Origin of the sequence: Agrobacterium sp. rho-8.1 (assembly GCF_033957725.1) — a bacterium.
Classification (GTDB): Bacteria; Pseudomonadota; Alphaproteobacteria; order Rhizobiales; family Rhizobiaceae; genus Agrobacterium.
Genome location: NZ_CP192789.1, coordinates 960,548 through 975,000 on the forward strand (window position 1 = coordinate 960,548; position 14,453 = coordinate 975,000).

13 protein-coding genes (1 of these 13 cut by a window edge) are annotated in these 14,453 nt (G+C 57.4%); 9 read left to right on the top strand and 4 right to left on the bottom strand.

Annotation, left to right across the window (positions count from 1 at the left end; genetic code table 11):
- Nucleotides 1–1,260: an ABC transporter substrate-binding protein gene (locus tag RMR21_RS19385; protein ID WP_498671831.1), complete on the bottom strand. Its 1,260-nt coding sequence runs from the start codon at nucleotides 1,258–1,260 to the stop codon at nucleotides 1–3.
- Between the two features lie 269 nt (nucleotides 1,261–1,529).
- Between RMR21_RS19385 and RMR21_RS19390 the strand changes: the two genes are divergently transcribed.
- From RMR21_RS19390 to RMR21_RS19400, 3 genes are all read left to right on the top strand, one after another.
- Nucleotides 1,530–2,549: a substrate-binding domain-containing protein gene (locus RMR21_RS19390; protein ID WP_498671044.1), complete on the top strand. Its 1,020-nt coding sequence runs from the start codon at nucleotides 1,530–1,532 to the stop codon at nucleotides 2,547–2,549.
- Between the two features lie 138 nt (nucleotides 2,550–2,687).
- Complete coding sequence (locus RMR21_RS19395) at nucleotides 2,688–2,879, top strand: hypothetical protein (protein ID WP_498671045.1); 192 nt, start codon at nucleotides 2,688–2,690, stop codon at nucleotides 2,877–2,879.
- A 165-nt stretch (nucleotides 2,880–3,044) separates the two neighbouring features.
- Nucleotides 3,045–3,203 (top strand): hypothetical protein, encoded by a 159-nt coding sequence (locus RMR21_RS19400; RefSeq protein ID WP_498671046.1) that lies wholly within the window; start codon nucleotides 3,045–3,047, stop codon nucleotides 3,201–3,203.
- A gap of 35 nt (nucleotides 3,204–3,238) precedes the next feature.
- Here RMR21_RS19400 and RMR21_RS19405 read toward each other — a convergent pair whose 3' ends face one another.
- The gene (locus tag RMR21_RS19405; protein ID WP_498671047.1) at nucleotides 3,239–4,120 is read right to left on the bottom strand and encodes an SMP-30/gluconolactonase/LRE family protein; all 882 of its coding nucleotides are present in this window, start codon (nucleotides 4,118–4,120) and stop codon (nucleotides 3,239–3,241) included.
- A 2-nt stretch (nucleotides 4,121–4,122) separates the two neighbouring features.
- Nucleotides 4,123–4,842: a FadR/GntR family transcriptional regulator gene (locus RMR21_RS19410; protein ID WP_498671833.1), complete on the bottom strand. Its 720-nt coding sequence runs from the start codon at nucleotides 4,840–4,842 to the stop codon at nucleotides 4,123–4,125.
- 230 nt (nucleotides 4,843–5,072) lie between these two features.
- Here RMR21_RS19410 and RMR21_RS19415 point away from each other — a divergent pair, with 230 nt between their 5' ends.
- From RMR21_RS19415 to RMR21_RS19440, 6 genes are all read left to right on the top strand, one after another.
- Complete coding sequence (locus RMR21_RS19415; protein WP_498671048.1) at nucleotides 5,073–7,022, top strand: ABC transporter substrate-binding protein; 1,950 nt, start codon at nucleotides 5,073–5,075, stop codon at nucleotides 7,020–7,022.
- 120 nt (nucleotides 7,023–7,142) lie between these two features.
- Complete coding sequence (locus tag RMR21_RS19420) at nucleotides 7,143–8,129, top strand: ABC transporter permease (protein WP_498671049.1); 987 nt, start codon at nucleotides 7,143–7,145, stop codon at nucleotides 8,127–8,129.
- 9 nt (nucleotides 8,130–8,138) lie between these two features.
- The gene (locus RMR21_RS19425; protein ID WP_498671051.1) at nucleotides 8,139–9,263 is read left to right on the top strand and encodes an ABC transporter permease; all 1,125 of its coding nucleotides are present in this window, start codon (nucleotides 8,139–8,141) and stop codon (nucleotides 9,261–9,263) included.
- Nucleotides 9,264–9,271: 8 nt separating this feature from the next.
- Entirely contained in the window at nucleotides 9,272–10,996 is a 1,725-nt protein-coding gene (locus RMR21_RS19430) for an ABC transporter ATP-binding protein (protein WP_498671052.1), read from the top strand.
- A 50-nt stretch (nucleotides 10,997–11,046) separates the two neighbouring features.
- Nucleotides 11,047–12,234 (top strand): galactarate dehydratase, encoded by a 1,188-nt coding sequence (locus tag RMR21_RS19435; protein WP_498671053.1) that lies wholly within the window; start codon nucleotides 11,047–11,049, stop codon nucleotides 12,232–12,234.
- Entirely contained in the window at nucleotides 12,221–13,099 is an 879-nt protein-coding gene (locus tag RMR21_RS19440; RefSeq protein ID WP_498671054.1) for an aldose epimerase family protein, read from the top strand. Before RMR21_RS19435 ends, RMR21_RS19440 begins: the two co-directional genes overlap by 14 nt.
- A gap of 7 nt (nucleotides 13,100–13,106) precedes the next feature.
- On the opposite strand, the gene RMR21_RS19445 is transcribed toward RMR21_RS19440, so the two are convergent.
- Nucleotides 13,107–14,453 carry the 3' portion of an acyltransferase gene (locus RMR21_RS19445; protein ID WP_498671055.1) on the bottom strand. It continues 300 nt past the right edge of the window, so the window shows 1,347 of its 1,647 coding nt (coding positions 301–1,647); its start codon lies beyond the right edge, outside the window; its stop codon occupies nucleotides 13,107–13,109.

Below are 14,453 nucleotides of genomic sequence, written 5' to 3' on the forward strand. Positions count from 1 at the left end.
TTACCAGCTGTCACCCTTGAGATCGGTGAGTTCGACTTCGAGAAGTTCGAGGTTTTCAGCAGCGGTGCCGGTGCCGGACAGCGTATTGTGAACCGCACCCCAGAATTTTGCGGAAACCTCGTTATATTTCACCTTGGTCGCCGCCGACGGGCGCGGTACGGCCGTCTCGAAGATCGGCTTCCAAAGCGGCATGAAAGGCTGTGCCGCCGCAACATCCTTGTCGTCGTAAAGCGATGAGATGGTCGGCATGTTGGAAAGCTCCACCGCCCGTTTCTTCTGGGTTTCCTCGGAGCCGAGGAATTTTACAAGCGCAATCGCGGCCTCCTGATTTTTGGAATATTTGGAAACCGCGGCGTTCCATCCACCGAGAGTAGACGCTGCCGCTTCGCCTTCCGTGCCCGCAGGCAAAGGAACGACGCCGAACTTGCCCTTGATGGCACTGTCGCCACCATTACCCAGCGCATAGACGTAGGTCCAGTTGCGCATGAAGACCGAGTTGCCAGTTTGCCAGACACCGCGCGCTTCCTCTTCCTTATAAGCGAGAGCACCCGGCGGAGAAATCGTGCCGATCCAGCTCTTGGCCGTTTCAAGGGCGGCTGCAGCCTTCTCATTGTTGATGCTGATGTCGCCATTGGCCTCGACGATATGCCCCCCGCCAGCGGATGCGATCCATTCCAGCGCGTTGCAGGTCAGGCCCTCGTAGGCGCTTCCCTGAAACACGAAGCCCCACATGTCCTTCTGTCCGGCCGCCCTCTCCTTGTCCTGAACATCCTTGGCCGTCTCGGCCAGTTCCTGCCACGTCTTGGGTGGCTGCTTGCCATGTTTTTCCAGCAGGTCCTTGCGGTAGAACAAAGCCGGAGCATCGGTGTACATCGGCATGGCAACCAGCTTGCCATCGACCGTCTGTGACGCGATGACAGATGGGAAGTGCTTAGCAACGACATCCTTGGCCGCATCGGTCAGGTCCACGAACTGCTCTGCCAACTGTGGAGCCCAGACAACGTCTGTCTGGTAGACGTCGACATCCGTGTTTCCAGCGGCCAGCCACAGGCGATATTGGCTGAATTGCTCGCTGGACGATGGGGGCATGGTGACCAGCTTAACCTTATGGCCGCTCTGCTTTTCGAATTCCACCAGTTGCTCGCGGATGAAGTTCAGGTTTTTGCCCGTGGAATTCGCAGCCATCGAAATCTCTGCGGCCTGCACACCCACTCCCGTAAACACGACGCTGCTGCATAAAATCAAGATTTTCGTGGAAATATTCATCGTCAAACTCCTCCATGGCGTTCTTCAATCTTCCTCTGAATTGAAAACGCTTTCGACTTCTGACAAGCTCTCAAATTATATTCTGGCTGTCAACGGGTATAGATTTGGCTGCCTGTGGAAAATAACGGCAGGATAGGGGAGTCAATTTATATTATTTTATAAAAATAAACGAGTTTTAACCGGAGGGATTTGAAATCGATTTCAATTTTGAAGGCTTGTAACTTTGTTATGATCGACGCATGCAAGGGAAAATGGCGGGGCACATGAAACTCAAGGAATTTGCAGAGCAAGTGGGATTATCGCCCACGACGGTCAGCAGGGCGCTTGGCGGCTATCCGGAAGTGCGACAGGAAACCCGTGAACGGGTCATGGAAGCCGCCCGCAGGTTAGGGTATCGGCCAAACGCCAACGCCGTACGTCTCGTCACCGGCAAGGCAGGAGCCATTGGGGTCGTCATGGGCCGTAGCGGCGGCGGGCACTTCTTTTCGGAGTTCATGGGCGGAATGGCCAGCCGTCTCGTCGGAGAAGACACCGACATCATCGTGAGTGTCACAACCGATAACGATCTCGATGCAGAACTGAAGATATTCAGTCGATTGGCGGCCAGCGGCCGTGTCGATGGCATCATCATTCACTCCCCGCGGCCAGATGATGAGCGGATTGCGTTGTTGCACAGGCTGGGTGTGCCCTTCATCGTGCACGGGCGCTCGGCCACCCAATTCGAACACGCCTGGCTTGATATCGACAACCACGCTGTCACCTGTCTCTCGACGGTGCATTTGCTGGAGCGTGGGCACCGCAACATCGCCTTCATCAACGGCCCGCAAGGCCGCACCTTCGCCATCGATCGTGAACAAGGTTATCGCGATGCGCTGGAGACGATGGGAATAACACCTGATCCGCGTATGATGCTGTCGGCGCCGTTCAGCGAAGAAACGGCGTTTCAATTTGCACGGTCATTGCTGGAGAAAACGTCCCGTCCCACCGCATTCGTTGCCGGTGCCATGATGACGGCGCAGGGCGTTTATCGCGCCGCCAGCCAAATGGGTCTTGTTATCGGCAAGGATATTTCCGTCATCGCCCATGATGACGTGTTTCCGTACCTGACGCCTGAAAGCATGTTGCCATCACTGTCTACCACCCGCTCATCCCAGCGGATGGCGGGCGAGCGGGTGACGGATTTGCTGTTGCAGATTATCGCTGGCCGTCCGGTACAAGAGTGTCAGGAGCTCTGGCCCGTCGATCTGGTGCTGCGGCAATCATCGGGTCTCTTGAGTGGATAATGTCTTTACCGTTTCACGTAACAAATTATCAAAAATATCGTGCTAGATGTTTTATTTATAACCTATCAATGTTTGCGTTCGTGTGGAGGGAACGCTAGCGCAGACCGATGCGTTATCAACGTCGAATGGGAGGAAGCCATGTTCGATTTTCTGAAAACTCAGCACATTATTACCCAGGAAGAAGAGACCGGCACATACGCCGACGCTTTCCTTCAGATGCATGATACGCGGATAGATCAACCCGTCAGCCGAGAGTTTGGCCACGAGTCGCACAGGCGCGATTACGGTGATCAGCGCACGGTTGCTCGAAACGTCGTCGGGTTCGCGTAACCGAAACTCATGTCGGAACTTCGACTGAGCAAATGTGTTTACTGATGACCGACTTATGCGGAGGGCAGCGCACGGCTTGGATGGACCGACTTGGCGAACGATACGTGGACCAATAGGCGATTTCCAGCAATGCGTTGCCCGCTCCTATAGTCCTAGAGGAAATGGATGAGTATGCTACCCGTCGAACCGGTTCCCGGCGAAATGCCACCAACGCCACCAGGGCAAGACATGCCGCCCGTTCAAGAACCGGAGCCGGAATATCTGCCGGACGAGGTTCCTGTTCCGAACCCTGACGAGAATGATAAGCCACCAAACGTGCTTTAACGTTGGATGGGCGTGAGTCTTCCATCAGGGAGTTCTCAGATACTGAAGCGATAGGGCTGAATTCCGGCGACGGGCGTTTCGAACGCCACCACCGTTCCCTGAACAGACGCATCGCCCCGTTGCGTTCTTAAACTCGTTACATAAAGTGTCTTGAAGTCAGGTCCACCAAAGCACGGCATAGTTGGCCCGTCGAAGGGCAAGCGATAGACCTCGGCCAATTCCCCGTCGGGAGAAAAGCGATTCAATCGCCCGGCGCTCACGCCGGCGCTCCAGTAAAATCCGTCGCGATCTATTGCGGCCCCGTCCGGCCTGCCTTCGCCTTGTCCAAAATCGTGCATGCGTTGGGCTCTGCCGAGTCTGCCCGTGACTGGATCGAAGCTGAACATCTGGTACAGCAAGCCGCTACTGTCAGAGTGATACATCTTTCGACCATCTGGGCTCCATGCCAGTCCATTTGATGTGAGCATTCCGCCATCGATGACGCATTCAACCTGTCCGTCGGGCGAGATTCGATAGAGGCGAGCGTTACCGGTTGGCGGCAGTGCCTCATCGCGGGTCCCGACCCAAAAGTGACCATCCGGCCCAACCTTGCCGTCATTCAACCGGCTGTTCGCTCGTCCGTTGTCTGGATCGCACAGCCGCTCCAACCTGCCGGATGCAGGATCGAGAATATGCACACCTGTTTGAAGGCCCACAACGATTGCCTCACTTTCGCACAGGCCGAGGCACCCGACCGGTGCCGGCATATCAAAGCGATCCAGCTTTCCGTTGAGTTTCAGACGAAAGACAGCCGGAGCGAGAATATCGACGAACCACAGCTCTCCCGTTTTTGGATCCCACACGGGGGATTCGCCCACATGCAATGGCACGTCGATGAGTTGGCGAACAGTCGGTTCAAATATCTTCGGTGTCGTCATGATCAACCTCCAACGCCTTGGAACATCCGGGCTCTGGCCTTCAGGATGTGGTCCTTCATCGCATCATGAGCAGCCTGCTCTTGCCGCGCGAAGATGGCTTCAACAATTGCAGTGTGCTCATTCTGCACATCGCGCACATGTTGTGGCGTGCGTTTGAGGCTGAGACTACGGGTGACAGACTGGCCGATCGAGAAATGCGGTTTGAACCACGTCCGAACGGTCGTATGAAACTGGTTCTGGCTGGCAATGGCGATGGCTTCGTGCAATGCGAAGTCTTCTTCCGCACCAAGATCACCACGCTCGAGACACTGTTCCAGCGCAGCAATCGCCTGCTCCATCCGGGCTCGGTCTGCGGCTTGCCAGTTGCGTGCCGCCAGTTCCGCGGCGGAGGATTCCAGACCGGATCTGAATTCGAAAAACCGTTGAACGTCCGCCAGCGAGCCGACCGGCACCTGCTGCAGCACGGACAAGTCCGGCTGCTGGCGCACGTAAGAGCCTGACCCTTTTCTAGACACGATCAGATCGTCATTACGCAGCCTTTCCAGTGCTTCACGCACAACAGGACGGGACGCGCCCAACATAATCGCCAAATTCTGCTCGGACGGCAAACGTTCGTTGATGAGGAAGCGACCGTCCGAAATCATCCCGACGATCTTTTCGTAAATAATATCGCTAAAACGCGTTTCGCTTTTCAATGGGGCGTGGGTGGCCAGATTCTTCATCAGCGCCCTTTTGTCCGTTAGGCATACATGGCCATTTTGCCATATAAATAACCGTGCTTCACTCATCTCAATAAAAAATCTGTAAAAATCTGTCAATACTTGTAATCATCTGAAAACGCTCATATGGTCTGCGTGCCGGTGGAGGATCGGTGCGCTGGCTGGCCTGGAGGGCCATAGCGGCGGGGCGTGAGCCCTTTTCGCTGCCGGGGAGATTTTTGGGAGGATAGTCTATGAGCGTTGGTGATGCATTTTCGCAGGGCGTGACGCGCCGTACCTTTGTGGCCGGTCTTGGAGGTGTTGCCGCCATGTCCCTCATGGGGACGTCTGCCAAAGCCGCTGGCGGTAAAGAGGCGCCATCATTGGCGGCATTGGTGAAGGACGGCAAGCTGCCGCCGCTTGCCGACCGTCTGCCAAAGAATCCAATGATAGTGACGCCACTGGAAAAGATTGGCACCTATGGCGGCACGTTGCGCCGTGGCCTTCGCGGCTCGTCGGACCATAACGGCATTCTGCGCATGGTCGGCAACCAGGGTCTGGTGCGCTGGAACATGGACTTCACCGAAGTTCTGCCAAACCTTGCCGAGAAATGGGAAGTCAGCGCCGACGCGTCGCAGTTCACATTCCATCTGCTACAGGGCGCAAAATGGTCTGACGGCCATCCGTTCACGGCCGATGACGTAGTGTTTGCGATCGAGGACTGCATCAAGAACAAGGAACTTTACAGCGCAACGCCAGCCCAGCTCGCGGTTGCCGGTAAAGCCGTTACCGTTGAAAAAATTGATGATTTCACGGTGAAGTTCACCTTTGCTGCACCCAATGCGCTCTATCTCGAAAACCTCGCAACGCCGCTCGGTCAACATCCAACGATGTTCGCCAAGCATTATTGCAGCAAGTTCCTGCCCAAATACAACACAGCGCTGGATGCCGATGTGAAGGCCGCAGGCGTCTCCAGCTGGACCGAACTTTTCCGCGCCAAATGTGGCGATATCGAAATCCCATCGCGCTGGTCGAATGTCGAAAAGCCGACACTGGACCCGTGGGTGGTCAAGGAGCCCTATTCCGGCGGTGCCACCCGCGTGGTCATGACCCGCAATCCGTATTTCTGGCAGGTCGATACCGAAGGCAACCAGTTGCCTTACATCGATGAAGTCAACTTCGGTATTTCGCAGGACGTCGAGTCGCTGATGCTAAACGTGATCTCCGGCAAGATCGATATTCAGGAACGCCACATCAGCGTCCTCGCCAACAAGCCAACTCTGTCGCAGAACATGAAAAAGGGTGACTACCGGCTGTTGACGCTAGTGCCGTCTGCCGCGCAGCAGTGCCAGATTTACCTGAACATCACCCACAAAGACCCGGCGATGCGCAAGATGTTCGCCGACAAGTCTTTCCGTCAGGCTCTTTCCATCGCTCTCAACCGGCAGGAAATCGTCGACATCGTCTATTTCGGCCAGAGCGAGGGATATCAGGCCGGACCGCGTCCGACCCATCCCTGGTATCACGAAAAGCTTGCCCGCCAGAACACGGAATATGATGCGGACAAGGCCAACGCACTGCTCGACAAGGCCGGATATGACAAGAAAGACGGCAATGGCATGCGTCTGCGGCCAGATGGCCAGCCTGTCTTCTTCTCTATAGACGTCATCCCGACGCTTTATCCCGATCTGGTCGATGCGCTGGAACTGGTCAAGGCGCAGTGGGCGCAGATCGGTGTCGATATCAAGGTCAACACCATCGAACGTGCGCTGTATTACACGCGTGGCGATGACAATGCCCATGATGCAGCGGTTTGGCCCGGCCCCGGTGGTCTCGATCCGATGCTCGATCCACGCGATTTCTTCGCCTTCCATCCGCAGGGGTCGCGCTACGCTATTCCATGGGCGCTCTGGTACACATCGAATGGTCAAAAGGGCGAAGAGCCGCCGGAAAGCCAGAAGCAGCGCTTCAAGCTGTTCGATGAAGCACGCTCGACCGCTGACCTCGCCAAGCGCGGCGAGAAGATGAAGCAGATATTCGATATCGCGGCAGAAGAGTTCGAGACGATCGGCCTTTGCCTCGCAGTCGGCGGTTTTGGCATTATCCGCAACAATCTGCGCAACGTGCCGGAGAAAGAGCCGGATAGCTGGTCTTGGCCGAACCCCGGTCCGGCGTTGCCACAACAGTTTACCTTCACAAGTTAACAACGCCACATGGGCGTCGCCGTTTCCAGGCGGCGACGCTTTTCAGACTGTGTCGACCGCGCGCAATCCGTCTTTTCTGTGACGTTGGCGTGTTCGGTAAAATGTGATTGCGAGAGCGACATGCTGATTTTTATCGTGAAACGCCTGCTGTGGATGATCCCATCCCTGTTTGCCGTCAGTTTTCTGGCCTTCGTCCTCATCCAGTTGCCACCCGGTGACTATGTGACGACCTATATTGCAACGCTTGCCGCATCCAACGAGGTCATCGACCACAATACGGCGGCCCAGCTACGTGAACGTTTCGGCCTCGATGATCCGATGATCATTCAATATCTGAAATGGATATGGGGCATCATTTCGCGCGGTGATTTCGGCATCTCTTTCGAGTGGCAACAGCCGGTGTCCGGCCTCATTTGGGAACGCATGGCGCTGACGCTGGTTCTGGCTGTCGCGAGCCTTTTGGCCACATGGGCCATCGCACTTCCCATCGGCGTCTTTTCCGCTGTCCGCAAATATTCGATTGGCGATTATCTCTTCACCGCCTTCTCCTTCTTCGGCCTCTCTATTCCGTCGTTCCTGCTGGCGCTGGTTCTGATGTATGTCGCGGCGGTCGAATTCGGGGCCGATGTCGGCGGGCTGTTCTCGCCAGAATATGAGACAGCGTCGTGGAGCATCGCCAAGATGGTCGATCTCATGACGCATATCTGGTTGCCGGTCGCCATCCTTGCCATTTCCTCCACCGCCAGCCTTATCCGCGTCATGCGTGCCAACATGCTGGATGAGTTGCCGAAACCTTACGTCACCACGGCCCGCGCCAAGGGCCTATCGGAGTTCCGTCTGCTGACGAAATATCCTTTGAGAATTGCCCTCAACCCCTTCATTTCCACGATTGCCTGGCTGTTGCCCAACCTCATTTCGGGTTCCGTCGTCGTCGCCATCGTGCTCAACCTGCCCACCGCCGCACCCCTGCTTTTGCAGTCGCTGATGGCGCAGGACATGTATCTCGCCGGGGCCTTCGTGCTCTTGATCTGCGCGCTGACGCTGATTGGATCGCTGATCAGCGACATTCTGCTGGCGCTGGTCGATCCCCGAATCCGTCTCGAATAGGAGGGCGTCATGGCCGATATTGCTGTAGCCACCACCATCCGCCCCGACCGCGCCGCCGTCGCATCGCAATGGCAACTCATCTGGTGGGCATTCAAACGCCACCGTCTGGCCATGGCCGCTCTCGTCGTGACCATCGCCATGTATATCGTGGCCCTTGTGCCCGGCTTCTTTGCGATCAATGATCCCGTGCTCCAGAATGCCCGCGCCACGTTTTATCCGCCGCAACGGGTCCATTTGATCGACACGACGGATGGCTTTTCCGTTGGCCTCCATTATTACCCGCTCAAGCTAACGCGTGACCCTGAAACACTGGCCGCTGTCTTCGTTGAAGATACGGGCAAGAAAATACCGATCCAGCTTTTTGGTCGCGGCTACGAATATTCCGTCCTTGGACTGTTCAACACCAACATCCATCTTCTGGCCTCCACGGATAAGACACGCCCGCTCTTTCTTTTCGGAGCTGACCGTCTTGGTCGCGATGTTTTCAGCCGCGTGGTGCAGGGCTCGCAGATATCGCTATCCATCGGTCTCGTCGGTGTGTTCTTTTCGCTTCTGCTCGGCGTCGTTCTGGGTGGGATCTCGGGCTATTATGGCGGGCGCATCGATTTCGTCCTGCAGCGGGTGATCGATTTCGTCCTGTCGCTACCCACCATCCCCATATGGTTGGCCATGGCGGCAGCGCTGCCGCAGGGCTGGCCGGCCACCCTTCAATATATGATGATCACCATCATCCTGTCCCTGACCGGTTGGGCGCAGCTTGCCCGCGTGGTGCGTGGCCGCTTCCTGTCGCTCAGAACGGAAGAGTTTGTTGCGGCCGCAAGGCTGGATGGCGTGCCCGAAGGGCGCATCATTTTCCGCCACATGCTGCCAAGTTTCTCAAGCCACATCATAGCGTCGGTCACGCTGGCCGTTCCCGCGATGATCCTTGCGGAAACGTCGCTATCCTTCCTCGGACTTGGTCTTCAACCGCCCACCATTTCCTGGGGCGTGCTGCTGCGCGAGGCCCAGAACATTCGCTCCATCGCAACTGCGCCCTGGCTGTTTTTGCCCGGCGTGGCCGTTGTCGTCGCCGTCATGGCGCTTAACCTGCTCGGTGATGGTCTGCGTGACGCAGCCGATCCCTACAACAAGTGAGGCCGACGATGAGCGATATCCTCTCGATCAAACCAGCCAAGCCGCTTCTCGAAGTCCGCAATCTCGTCACGGAATTTCCGGTCCGCAACGGCGTGTTCCGCGCCGTGAACGACCTGTCCTTCTCCATCGATCCGGGCAAGACCCTGTGCGTCGTGGGGGAAAGCGGCTCCGGCAAATCCGTCACCGCCCGCTCCATCCTCCAGATCATCGATAGCCCCGGCGAAATCTCCTCCGGCTCGATCATCCTCAACCGCGCGGACGGCACATCGCTTGATTTGGCAAAGCTCGATCCGCGTGGCCGGGTCATCCGCTCGGTGCGCGGCGCAGACATTGCGATGATTTTTCAGGAGCCGATGTCCTCGCTGTCTCCCGTTCACACGGTGGGTGACCAGATTACCGAGGTGTTGCGTCTGCACCTGAAAATGAACAAGGCGCAAGCCCGTGCCGAGGCAATCGAGCTGCTGCGGCAGGTGGAAATTCCCAACCCGGAAACTGCGCTCGATAAATATGCCTTCCAGTATTCTGGCGGCATGCGCCAACGCGCTATGATCGCCATGGCGCTGGCCTGCAAACCGCAATTGCTGATCGCCGATGAGCCGACGACAGCGCTGGACGTGACGACGCAGGCGGAAATCCTCGATCTCATCGCGCGGCTGCAAAAGGCGCATGGCATGGCTGTGTTGTTCATCACCCACGACATGGGCGTGGTGGCGCAGATCGCCGATGACGTGTTGGTCATGCACCACGGCGTTGCCAAGGAATATGGCCCGGTCGAGCAGATTTTCCACAGCCCGCAAGATCCTTACACCCGCATGTTGATCGGCTCCGTGCTGAAGCTGGAGCACAAGGCCGAGATACGTCTGGCCCGCCCGCCGCTCGATCTCGCAGCGCAGCCCATTCTTGAGGTCAAGAACCTGTCCATGCACTTCGGTGAGATGAAGGCGCTGGATGGCGTGTCCATCAAGCTGCTGCCGGGCGAAACGCTTGGCATCGTCGGAGAAAGCGGTTCCGGCAAAACCACCATGGGTCGCTCCATCATGCGGCTCTATGACCCGAATTCCGGCGAGATGCTGTATCGCAAGGCGGATGGAAGCGTGGTCGATCTGGCGAAGATCGAAGGCGCCGAACTGAAGGCCGCGCGGCGAGAGTTGCGTATGGTGTTTCAGGACCCGTTCGGCTCTCTCAACCCGCGCATGACGGTTGCGCAGGTCATCGGTGAGCCGTTGCTGGTCAATGGTATCGCCAAGGGCAAGGAACTGGACGAGCGTGTCTGCGCCTTGATGGAGCAGGTGGGGCTGGACCCGGCGGGACGCGAACGTTATCCGCACGCGTTTTCCGGTGGTCAGCGCCAACGCATCGGTATTGCCCGTGCCATCACGCTCAGACCGCGTATCATCGTAGCCGACGAAGCGACCTCGGCGCTCGATGTATCCGTTCGTTTTCAGGTGCTGGATCTTTTGATGCGCCTGCAGGACGAGCTGGGCCTCGCATACATCTTCATCAGCCACGACATCGGCGTTATTAGATACATGTGCGACCGCGTCGGCGTGATGTATCGCGGCAAGTTGGTGGAGTTTGGCGACGCTGAAAAGGTCTGCAATTCGCCTGATCATCCCTATACGCAGGCGCTGCTTTCCGCCATTCCGCGACCCGATCCGCGCGACAGGGATCGCACGCGACGGTTCAGATATATCGAGCCGTCCGCCGTCAAGACTGAAAGCAAGGCCGGATAATTGTGTGGCGTCCGTCTGCGTTTCGTTACATCCATGAGGAAGACTAGAGCATGAAAATTGATCGCATGCGGGTATTCGTCACCCGCGACAAGGACCGTCCGCGCGTTGTCGTAGCGCTGGATACCGATGACGGGCTGACCGGGTGGGGTGAATGCTACAATCACGGGCCTGATCTCGCGCTGCCACCTATTCTGGATTACCTCTATAACTTCATCGCCGGGCAAGACCCGACACGGGTCGAATATCTGTACAATCTGCTGCTTCAGCAGAACCGCTTTCCTCCCGGTGCGCTTGGCCTGTCGGCCATTTCCGCAATCGATCATTGCCTGTGGGATCTCGCCGCCAAAGCTGCGGGCGTGCCGGTCTACAAGCTGCTCGGCGGTAACGTCCGCGACCGTATCAAGGTTTATGCCGGGGTTTACACCGCACCTGACGCGCCAGCCGCGAAGGAAGAGTTCGACCGTCTGAACGAGGATTGGGGTTTTACGGCCTTCAAGCTCAGCCCGTGGCGCCTCGATATTCACGCCCATCGCTGGGGTGAAGTGGTCCGCAGTTCGGCGGAATATTTCCGCTCCCTTCGCGAGACTGTGCGGACCGATTACGATATCGCCTTCGATGCCCATGCCAAGATTTTCGAACCCGCTGCCGCACGCCAGCTCGGCAATGCGCTGGCACCTTACGATCCGCTGTTTTTCGAAGAGCCACTGCGTCCTGAAAACATCGAGATGTGGGGCGATCTGAAACAGGGTCTGAACTGCACGCTTGCCACCGGCGAAAGCCTTTACAGTCGCAACGAGTTTCTCCGCCTCCTGCAAGTCAAGGGTGCCGATATCATACAGCCGGACATCTGCGTCGTTGGTGGCATCTCTGAAATGCGCCGCATCGCAGCCCTTGCGGAAGCGCATTTCGTGAGCATCGCGCCGCATAACCCGATGGGGCCGCTGGCAACGGCTGTCAACGTCCATTTCTCCGCAGCGCAGCAGAACTTCCGCATTCTGGAATACCGCCTGCCAAAGGGACAATGCTACGTTTATGGCGGCACGGATCTTGAAACCCGCGAGGACGAAACCCGTTACGTTGTCGATCCCTATCTGCCGAAAGACGGCTATCTGGAGCTACGGCCGGACCGTCCGGGCTGGGGAGTCGAGATGGATGAAAAGGCCATGCAGGAGGACGGTTATATTCACTGGCAGCGTCGCGTTCCCAAGCGGCCAGATGGCTCCTATGCCTTTGCCTGAAACGGTCTCCATTACCAGCGGGCCGTTTTCGGCCCGCCTCCGCCCCGCGTGGGGCGGACGAATGACGCATCTCACCCATGCGGAGTTCGGCAATATTCTGGTCCCGACAAACGCGGATGTCTTCGAGCCCTGGAATTGGCCAAAGGCGGGGGCGTATCCGCTATTTCCCTATCACAATAGGCTCTACGGAGCATGCTTCGCTCATGCAGGCGTATCGCATGATGTTTTGCCCCACCCTCTGCTTGCTCTGGATGCAATGCACGGTCCTGCGCACCGTCGCCCATGGCGCGTCGCGCGCCAAGCCGACGATCAGGCCACGTTGCGACTTGACTACGAGGCCGATGCCGAGTGGCCTTTTGCTTTTGAGGCACGCCAGTCGTTTTCATTGGCTGAACACGGGCTGACCGTGGAACTCACCATCACCAACCGCGCAAGCGTTGCCGCGCCAGTTGCTCTCGGCTGGCATCCCTATTTCGTTGCCGGGCTGGATCGTGACGTGTGGACAGATGCATCTCTTGCCTATGCGCTGGATCCGTTTGACGTACCGACCGGCAATCCACCTCTCCCCCGGCCACAGGCATCGCTACCCGCAAAATCAGGCTATACGCAACATCTGATGAACTGGTCCACGGCACGCATTCACTTGGACGTAGGGTGCCAGCTCGTCTTGAGCGCAGACCCGGTGTTCCATCATCTCGCAGCGCATCGCACGGAAAACTATATGTGCCTTGAGCCGGTTTCGATGGCAGCTGGCACATTGCGCCAGCCTGAACATCAGCGCACCGATCTTGGCCTGACGATTCTTCAACCGGGCGACAGCCTGACCGGTAAAATACGGCTCCACATTCAGTCCATGCTCGAGTGACGTGGTGTTACAGTCCCATACCCACAGGCTTGGTCCGGTGAATCCCTTTGGGTACGAAAGCAAACGCGTCGGCTAGATCCAGCAGATCTGCGGCGATGTGCAAGGTCGAAAGCCACATTTCCGTACCTTGCAGGCTCGGTTGCTGACCAGAGGCGAAGGCAAAGCCCTCATTGTTTTGCCACTGCTCGGCACATCGCAGAATAACGGTTTCGGCAATCGCCTCTGCGTCTGCACGCCTTGCATCCGTCTGTTTCAGGCAAAGCCAGAGCGGATGGATCGTATCGAGCAGATTGCAAGCGGTGTAGGTCGCGCCTGAAAATCCATCGTAGTTCCGGTAGTTGGTGATGACGGAATTGATGGTAGCCTCTGGAAAGGGAACTGGCAGGCCAAACTGAGCGTAGGTGCCGCGTGTCAGGCGATAGAAGCCGTTGACCGGTTGCAACAGACCTTGCTTGGCCGTTGATTTGCCCCAAAGCCCGGTTGTACGGTCGGCATGCATTGTCAGCCAGCCGAACAAGGTCTCCGTTCCCGAACCCATCCCGAAATACCGCGCATTGAAATAAAGCGCCGTGGCGATTGCATCGATCCGGTCGCCGCATCGCCACGCACGGTCGCTCCAAGGCAGATGATCAAGCCAGGCGCTAAGATGCGGTGCGTCCATTTGCGCACCTGCTATCGGATGTGGTGGATGGGACCCCAATATTTCGAGCGCGTAGCCGACTGCCAAGACGTTATAGAGCGCGGCATAATCCTCGCGAATGTCCGAGCCGGGCAGGGGCGGTATGAACGGATCCGGGAAGAAACCGGTTGCGGGGTCCTGAAACGCTCGCAGCCTTGTGGCCAATTCGCGAGCTTCAATCCCCTCGGGTGCTCCACCAAATCCGGCTGCGATCTCGATGGCATCGCACTCATGTCTGATGCTTTCATGCTGCACTCCATCCGCCCCTGCCGATACGTAGTGGCCATCCTGTTTCGCCCGCTCGAGAATGCGCGGCCATTGCGAGGCTCCCGCCTTGCCGATCTGTTGCAAAGCTTGCGAAATCGCACCACGACGCGATTTGACGTTAGCGGCTTTTTCGCCCCGCTGGCGGATCACCTTGGCTGGCACACCTCCCGCAACCGCCATTTCCGGAATGTCCTTCACGACGACAGAACCGGCAGCAATGACTGCACCCTTGCCAATCGTCACGCCATCAAGCACGACAGCGTTTGCCCCGATCCAAACATCGTCGCCGATGGTGATGCCGAGTGTCTCGTGCTTTTGCTGGTATATCGGCACGGTCGGATCATCGAAGCCGTGATTGAAGCCGACGATGGAAACCAGGGACGCAATCCGCACACCATTGCCACAGCG

Bases quoted from the DNA above. Each gene is read 5' to 3' on its own strand.
- RMR21_RS19410 (WP_498671833.1), bottom strand. From the start codon at position 4,842: ATGAAGAATCTGGCCACCCACGCCCCATTGAAAAGCGAAACGCGTTTT.
- RMR21_RS19405 (WP_498671047.1), bottom strand. From the start codon at position 4,120: ATGACGACACCGAAGATATTTGAACCGACTGTTCGCCAACTCATCGAC.
- RMR21_RS19420 (WP_498671049.1), top strand. From the start codon at position 7,143: ATGCTGATTTTTATCGTGAAACGCCTGCTGTGGATGATCCCATCCCTG.
- RMR21_RS19400 (WP_498671046.1), top strand. From the start codon at position 3,045: ATGAGTATGCTACCCGTCGAACCGGTTCCCGGCGAAATGCCACCAACG.
- RMR21_RS19425 (WP_498671051.1), top strand. From the start codon at position 8,139: ATGGCCGATATTGCTGTAGCCACCACCATCCGCCCCGACCGCGCCGCC.
- RMR21_RS19435 (WP_498671053.1), top strand. From the start codon at position 11,047: ATGAAAATTGATCGCATGCGGGTATTCGTCACCCGCGACAAGGACCGT.
- RMR21_RS19440 (WP_498671054.1), top strand. From the start codon at position 12,221: ATGCCTTTGCCTGAAACGGTCTCCATTACCAGCGGGCCGTTTTCGGCC.
- RMR21_RS19415 (WP_498671048.1), top strand. From the start codon at position 5,073: ATGAGCGTTGGTGATGCATTTTCGCAGGGCGTGACGCGCCGTACCTTT.
- RMR21_RS19395 (WP_498671045.1), top strand. From the start codon at position 2,688: ATGTTCGATTTTCTGAAAACTCAGCACATTATTACCCAGGAAGAAGAG.
- RMR21_RS19390 (WP_498671044.1), top strand. From the start codon at position 1,530: ATGAAACTCAAGGAATTTGCAGAGCAAGTGGGATTATCGCCCACGACG.
- RMR21_RS19430 (WP_498671052.1), top strand. From the start codon at position 9,272: ATGAGCGATATCCTCTCGATCAAACCAGCCAAGCCGCTTCTCGAAGTC.